At 42.4% G+C, this 7,170-nt stretch carries 5 protein-coding genes; 2 read left to right on the top strand and 3 right to left on the bottom strand.

Annotated features, from left to right (window positions below; genetic code table 11):
- The first annotated feature begins 294 nt into the window (after window positions 1-294).
- Complete coding sequence (locus VJB08_03635) at window positions 295-2,145, top strand: hypothetical protein (GenBank protein HLD43048.1); 1,851 nt, start codon at window positions 295-297, stop codon at window positions 2,143-2,145.
- On the opposite strand, the gene VJB08_03640 is transcribed toward VJB08_03635, so the two are convergent.
- From VJB08_03640 to VJB08_03650, 3 genes are all read right to left on the bottom strand, one after another.
- Window positions 2,138-3,346 carry a glycosyltransferase family 4 protein gene (locus tag VJB08_03640; protein HLD43049.1) on the bottom strand — a complete coding sequence of 403 codons (1,209 nt, stop codon included), beginning with the start codon at window positions 3,344-3,346 and terminating at the stop codon, window positions 2,138-2,140. The two genes, VJB08_03635 and VJB08_03640, sit on opposite strands and share 8 nt — an antisense overlap.
- Window positions 3,333-4,490 carry a UDP-N-acetylglucosamine 2-epimerase (non-hydrolyzing) gene (gene wecB / locus VJB08_03645; protein ID HLD43050.1) on the bottom strand — a complete coding sequence of 386 codons (1,158 nt, stop codon included), beginning with the start codon at window positions 4,488-4,490 and terminating at the stop codon, window positions 3,333-3,335. The genes VJB08_03640 and wecB overlap by 14 nt, the downstream gene beginning before the upstream one ends.
- A 234-nt stretch (window positions 4,491-4,724) precedes the next feature.
- Window positions 4,725-4,931, bottom strand: a complete 207-nt coding sequence (locus VJB08_03650) for a hypothetical protein (GenBank protein ID HLD43051.1) — start codon at window positions 4,929-4,931, stop codon at window positions 4,725-4,727.
- Window positions 4,932-5,137: 206 nt separating this feature from the next.
- Between VJB08_03650 and VJB08_03655 the strand changes: the two genes are divergently transcribed.
- The gene (locus VJB08_03655) at window positions 5,138-6,721 is read left to right on the top strand and encodes a radical SAM protein (protein ID HLD43052.1); all 1,584 of its coding nucleotides are present in this window, start codon (window positions 5,138-5,140) and stop codon (window positions 6,719-6,721) included.
- Window positions 6,722-7,170 lie beyond the last annotated feature (449 nt).

The following is a 7,170-nucleotide window of genomic DNA, read 5'->3' on the forward strand; positions in this document are numbered from 1 at the left end:
ACTGCGAATAGCATGCTCAAACGAGGCATGGGAGAAACCTTACGGGGGAAGTCCGTCGGCATGCAGGCAAGGCACTTCTATATGAAGTGCTTTACGCATAATATGTTGGTGAGGGGTTAAGATGGAACTTGCAATCGAGCCATCCAACCAAAAAACCTTAAATTATAGATAAAGGGGATATCTTTGGGGTGTCGCGGCAAAAATGGAGTTTGTCTTGATGATTTCTGATTAGGAACTCACACTCGAGCCGCGGAATCACAATTTTTATAAACATGGTATAGTCCTCACCGTGAAATGGAGATTGTTCCGTTACTATTCTTTATTGTACTACTTTATTGCCTCGGCTATACGGCAACCTCCTTTGTAAAAAAGCCAGAACCTTTCGAACTCTATCTTGTACATTTCATGATTGGTCTGGCAGTCCTCCCAATACTCACAGTCCTTCTTAACCTCTTTAGGATTCCCATTTCATGGTGGATACTTCTTTTTATTGCCATCATCAAGCCCGCTTGGGACGTTTCTAAATTAATTCGGCCAAAATCAATCCAATCGCTCACTCTTCAAAGAATAAACTGGAATCTTTCCACGATCATTATCATACTACTCTTCATCATAACCTTCTACATGTACCACAAGGGAGCATTCTCCTATCCCTACCTCGAAGATGATGACCCCTGGGGCCATGCGGTTGCAATGAAATATATTGCTTTAGAGCGTGATTTATTCCAACCAAACATCTTTCTACCAAAAGAATTTGATCCAAATAACCGACTTCGCCAAGAACTTGGCTATTTTCATTACCTAGACCCGTACCCTCCCGGCTATGACGTCATCTTCGGCATCCTGCATCAGCTCAGCTCATCACTTAATTGGACAATAAAATTCTTCAACGCATTAATAATCTCCCTTGGAATCATCTTCTTCTATCTCTTTGCAAAAGAGTTTACACAAAGCACAAAACTTGCCCTGGCTGCCGCATTTGCCTTGTTCTCAATTCCCTCCTACCTCACTCACTTTATCTGGGCCCACGCATTAATCCCTACTCTTATGTTCCCTGCATTCTACGCAATGGAAAGGATAAAGACAGACAAGAACTGGTGGATCATAGCTGCCTTAGCCACAGGCTCAATGCTTGTAATTCAGACAGATCAGAGCATCAAATTCGGGGCATTCTTCATCATATACGGACTAGTAACCCTTTTCTTCAGCAAGAAAACAGCAATCTACACGATTGGGGCAGGACTTATAGGCTTAGTACTTTCAATGGCCTGGTGGGGAGCCTTGATAGCAAGATATGGCGGAATCTCAAACCTTGCCTTAAAGCTTGGCTATGGCAACCGCGGCCTCAATATCGCCGGAACAGCAGACCGTGCCTACACCGTCTCAGACTTCTTCATTGCAAAATCCCAGAACCTCATCAATAACCCGACAGGGATAGGCATAGCCCTCTCAATCCTGGCCCTTGTTGGCCTTATCGCGATCTTCCTCCAGAAAAAGCCATGGAAAGACAGTCAATGGGCAATTATCACGTTAGGATGGCTCCTCTTAACCTTGTTCCTCGTCAATGGAGCACGATTTCCAATTCGCCTTTTCCCATTCCGATCATGGATGCTTCTGGCAATACCAATATCATTGCTCGCAGGCCTCGGCATCTTATTTATTTTGAATGTGTTCTCAGATAAGAAACTAAAAATAGGAATACTAACACTAATCATCATTGCAGTCTTCTTCACCTCATTCGTGCAAAAATACGCAGTCAACACCGCTCAATGGTCTCCCGGCGGCTCCTGGAACTCAAATGAAGAGCTTTCAGCTTATCTAAGCCTCCTCCAACTGCCCCCCGAGGCCAGAGTAGTCACTCTGGCAAGATCAAACCATGAGTCTCACCTGATTGGTTTGGACAAACTTATTTGTACGTATTGTGATGATGAGTTTGATTTTAGGGAAAATATAGAGAATAAAACCACGTTGGAGATTTATTCGTTTTTTAAGGGCAAATGGTATGAGTATGTGATACTTGATGCTGAATATGCAAAAATATACGGGATGAATGCGACTAACCAGAGATTAAAAAAAATGGCAGAAGGTGACCTCTTTACCCCAATTTTGCAAACACAGGGCATGGTTCTTTTCAAGATTAATTAAAGCCCCCTCTTTTAATCTCTTCATAACATTTTGAAACTTTCTTTGCTATAGTTTCATAATCAAATTTACCGATTACACATTTTCTGGCATTTTTGCGCAGCCTCATGTTTATTTTATCATCATCAAGAATCTTTTCTATCCAAAAGATATAGTCTTCTAATTCCTCAGCGATGATGATATCTCTTTTATGGGTATAGTATAACCCCCTGGCTCCGAACTTCGTTGCGATAGTTGGAATCCCCGCTCCAAGATACTCAAATAGTTTGATATCCGTACCGGAACCGTACCTGACAGGATTTAGGGCAACATCAGCCATCCTGAAATAAGTAAGAATGTCTTCATGCTGAAGCCTTCCCGTAAATACAAGGTTGCCCCTGTTGAGATACCCACCCCCTATAGAGCCGGCAATGACGAAGATAGTATCCTTCCTCTTCATCTTTCCTGCCACCTGGAATATAAACTTCATTGCCTCGACATTAGGTGCATGAAGCCCTGATGAATAGAGGACAATCTTCTTCCCGCGAAAACCGAATTTCTCTTTAAGGCGCTCCCTTTCAGAATCGGATGAAGGAGTAATAACGGTTGCATCTATCCCATTGGGGATAAGGCGGATCTTGGCCGTATCGATATCATAAATCTCCTGCATTTTCTTGGTGTCATAATCACAGCAGGAGAATATAAGGTCAGACTCTTCCAGATATCTTTTCTCAATGCGGTACGTCTTTTCAATTATCTTATCTCTAAAGATAGACTTATACTGAAAATTGTTTTTGTCTGAAACTAAAAGATACTCAACATTATGTGCAGATGCTATGTAGGGATGCTCAAATCTCTGCCTTACCCAATCAAATAGCCAAGGTTCCTCTATCTGAACAACATCCCAATTCTTACCTAACCTCTTATGGATCCGTGAGAACGCGAGTATCTGAGAAGAAATTGCGTATGGAGAAATGTTCAGCTTATGCAAAAGAAATGATATAAAGAGTATATGCAATCGAGAATAATTATATTCCGTATAATTTGCATTAAAACAATTCCTCCAGGAGTGAAGCGGAATCTTGCCGTCCTTTAGAAAGAGATTCAGTGAAAACTGGTTAATCGTGTGATGCCTTGAAAGACACCTATTAAGGTAGTAGTTCCGTATCTTCCCTCCATTATCCAAGGGGAGTGTGGGGAAGGGGGAGATATTAAGAACTCTCATGTAGCCTCAGTAACTCTTGGATAATCTTCTCAGCGGCATTTCCGGCACCATAAGGGTTATTCCACTTACCCTCCTTCCTCATCATTTTCCCTGTAGAAAAAACAATACTCCCTTTCTCAATACCTGCAAGAATGTTGCATCCTTCTTCGATTGTCTCGGGCCTTTCAGTACTCGTACGTAAAGTGACGCAAGGAACTCCAAGAGTGCAAGCTTCCTCCTGGATTCCCCCCGAATCAGTCAATATAATCCTTGCGTTCTTCTGTAGATCAAGAAAGGGAATATACCCGACAGGTTGGATTATTCTAACGCCTTGCGGAATATCAATATCAAACTCGAGAATCATTTTCCGTGTTCTTGGATGCAAAGGGAAAACTATAGGAAGTTGATACAGGTCAAAAACGTAACCAATAGCTGCAAAAATTTCAGCAAGCCGAGCCTTAAGGTCTACATTTTCAGGTCGGTGAAGCGTTAGGAGCATATATCTTTTGCTCTCCAATTTCAAAGAATTTAGAACAGAATTGTTCTCTTTTTTCATGAAAACATGCACAGCATCAACAATAGTGTTCCCTACCACAAATATTGATTCCCGGTTGATTCCTTCCTCCAATAAATACTTCCGTGATGTTTCGCTTGGAGCAAATAGATACTGCGAAATATGATCTGTGATTATTCTGTTTGTTTCTTCGGTCATCTCAATTTCATGGCTCCGCAAACCCGCTTCGATATGGACGAGAGGAATACGAAGTGCATGGCTTGCAAGACCTCCAGAAAGTACTGAATTTGTGTCTCCAACCACAAGTACAAACTCCGGTCGGTCTTTCTTAAGGATTTCTGTAATTCCATTCTTCATAACTCCAACTTGCCTTCGGAAATCATTTGATCCGATCTTAAGGTTGTATTTAGGGGCAGGCAGGTCTAATTCCTCAAAGAAGACCCTATCCATTTCATAGGAGTAATGTTGCCCCGTGTGTAGAATATAATAATCAATATGGCGTTTTTCACAGATTTTTGCAATCGACCACATCTTTATAATCTCTGGTCGAGTGCCTATTAGCAAACAGAGTTTCATAAAACCACCGGAGCCCCACTTTCTCGTAGGAATTGAACTCCTTTTATTAATCTTACTATACTGCGGCAATCCCAAGTTAAGTGTCAAAGCTTAAATTTCTCTCATTCTTAAAGAACATCGAAGGATACCCAAAAAGCGCTGAAGCAGTGCGCTATCCTCCGGAGAAAAAATAATTCTCGATTCTCGGATGACACCAGTGACCTCCTCCCCGCCCTAAAGGGCGGGGCTTCCTGCGCTAACTGAACACCACGTTGTGGTGTGCTTCCTGATTCGTGATATAGGCCTCGCAAGCGGCAAGATCATTCACTCCTACCGTCGCTGAATAACTGCTCGGCGCCCAGAAATGCCTCTTGGGGTAGCGCAAGGCAACGTGCTCGTGTGCTGCCTTGCGAATCGCAGCAGCCACAAGATTTTAATCTCCAGCCTCTGCATCATCTTGTAGCGATACTTCGTGCACCACTCAAAGTGCCAGAGATTCATCGTCACCTTATGGCTCAACCGCTTCATGCTGTTCATGCTCTCGTCCTCCGGCAGACGAGAGCTCACACTACTTTGGATTGGTAGTGCGTGCGCAGTTTCGTCCGCCAGCTTGCTGGCGGCGAAGCCGCCACAAAAATGTTTCTATAGAGAAACGCCCTAAAGGGCGGGGGTTTAAACCCTAGCTCGCTACGCTCACGCTAAATCGTAGAATTTATAAACGAATCCTTATTATAAAGTTAACTATGGCGAAGATCCTCATTATCTACCCATCATCATCTCCGGATATTCCTGGGGGGGAAGTGGATTGGGAGAGGTATAAGAGTATCCCCAATGGGCCTTTAGCAATCGCAACGTTTCTTCATCATAAGGGCCATGATGTAAAGATTATTGATGCGCGGCCACTTCCAAAAGAGACTACCTTAAAGCTTGTTGAGGATAGTCTCTCTGGCACAGATCTTGTTTGCGTAGGTGCAAATACAGTTCAGCTTAAACATGGAATAATCTTAAGCGACCATATTAAAAGGATTAATAGAGATGTTCCTATCTTATTTGGAGGGATACATGCGATCATGTACCCCAGCCAGACTGTTGCTGACAAAAGTATAGACTATGTGGTTCATGGTGAGGCTGAATATACTATATTAGAGCTTATAGAATATCTGGAGAAAAAAGATAAGAGATTGGAAGACATCAAAGGACTTGCATTTAAGCAGAACGGGAAAATTATTATAACTCCTGCTGCGCCAGGTATTGATCCCAATGAGCTTCCGCTTCCGGATTATTCCCTTTTAGAGGATGTTGAGAAATACATCAATAGAGAGTTTTCTACAAATCTTGGTAAGATCAGGAAAATGAGAGGGCTTGATATCCATACAAGCAGGGGCTGCCCTTATCGTTGCACATTCTGTCCGATGACTATGCCTGAGTTTAGAGGATATCGAAACTTAAGATTGGAGAAGGTTTTTGAATTGATTGATATCGCAGTCCAGAAATATAATGTTGGTCATATCTGGTTCAGCGATGAGCTTTTCTTCTCTAACAAATTAAAAGTTAAAAGGATAGCACGACATATAATTGATAAAGGGTACAAAATAACATGGGAATCAAATGCACGTGTAGAGCAGTTCCGTGAGAGTCTCCTCGATGATGAGACTCTCCGTGTCATGAAGGAGAGCGGCTGCTATGCGCTGCGTATGGGGATGGAGTCTGGGTCCAATCGGGTACTAAATCTTATGAAGAAGGACAGTTGTGTTGATAACACTATTCATGCTGTGAGGCAATGCGAGAAATATGGCATCATCCCTGTTGGAAACTTTATTTGCGGTTTTCCAACAGAGACTAAAGAAGAGGTCCTTGATACCGCAAAATTGATATTAACCCTTAAAGAGATCTCGCCCAATGGGCTCTTTTTTTCTCCTGGTCTTTTGCGGCCGTATCCAGGGACTGAGATGTATGAGTTATGTAAAAGATACGGTGGCTATGAAGAACCTCAAACCCTCAGGGAATGGGCAAACAGGAAGATTGATGTCGGGCTGTTTGCGAATCCAACAGATCTTAAATGGGTGAAATATCCAACCTGGCTTCGTAATTTTCAGGTTTATTTTTATATCATCACAGTTTTGAAAACGCACGAAAAAACCGGAACAAAACTTTCTCCTACATGGAAATTTTTTGCAAAACTTGCTGTGAAACGCCTCTATTCCAATTTTTGGGGGGTCGCTTTTGAACCTCCGCTTTTGATACATGTAAAGAATTTCTTAGATAAGAAGAGTAAAATTGCTGAGTTTTTAAAGAGTACATTACGGTTGGATCTTTCTCAGATATAGGTATTGTTGCTGTAATCACCGAGATTTTTGAATAATTCCCGCAAAGGCCTTCAGCCTTACATATGTAAGCATATTCTGTCTTAGCCCTCTAAGCAATCCGTTCTTTGCCCTTTTGTCATCTCTTCTGCTCTGAGTGTGGATAAGCCCGGATCTTATATAAGCACCATAAACACCCCCTCAAGTACCAGCAAAACGTCATGGTCGAGCAGTACGAGCGGCAGTTTGAGGCTTGATGATGGCCATACTCCTTTTTTATGAGACGAAAGAATTTAGAGGGTAGGTGATGCTTCGGAGATGCTGGCTAGTAACGGTTAAGTCAACTTAAGTGGGAAAACATAAAATCTCCTTTTTCTTAAAGAAAACCGAAGGATAGCCAAAAAGCGTTGAAGCTGTGCTATCCTTCGGAGGAAGATCAAATGATACAGACAGATCTGAGTAGCTTTAGCTAT

The sequence above is a fragment of the Candidatus Nanoarchaeia archaeon genome (assembly GCA_035290625.1).
GTDB lineage: Archaea > Nanobdellota > Nanobdellia > Woesearchaeales > DATDTY01 > DATDTY01.

Bases quoted from the DNA above. Each gene is read 5' to 3' on its own strand.
- VJB08_03635 (HLD43048.1), top strand. From the start codon at position 295: ATGGAGATTGTTCCGTTACTATTCTTTATTGTACTACTTTATTGCCTC.
- VJB08_03640 (HLD43049.1), bottom strand. From the start codon at position 3,346: ATGAGAGTTCTTAATATCTCCCCCTTCCCCACACTCCCCTTGGATAAT.
- VJB08_03650 (HLD43051.1), bottom strand. From the start codon at position 4,931: ATGAACAGCATGAAGCGGTTGAGCCATAAGGTGACGATGAATCTCTGG.
- VJB08_03655 (HLD43052.1), top strand. From the start codon at position 5,138: ATGGCGAAGATCCTCATTATCTACCCATCATCATCTCCGGATATTCCT.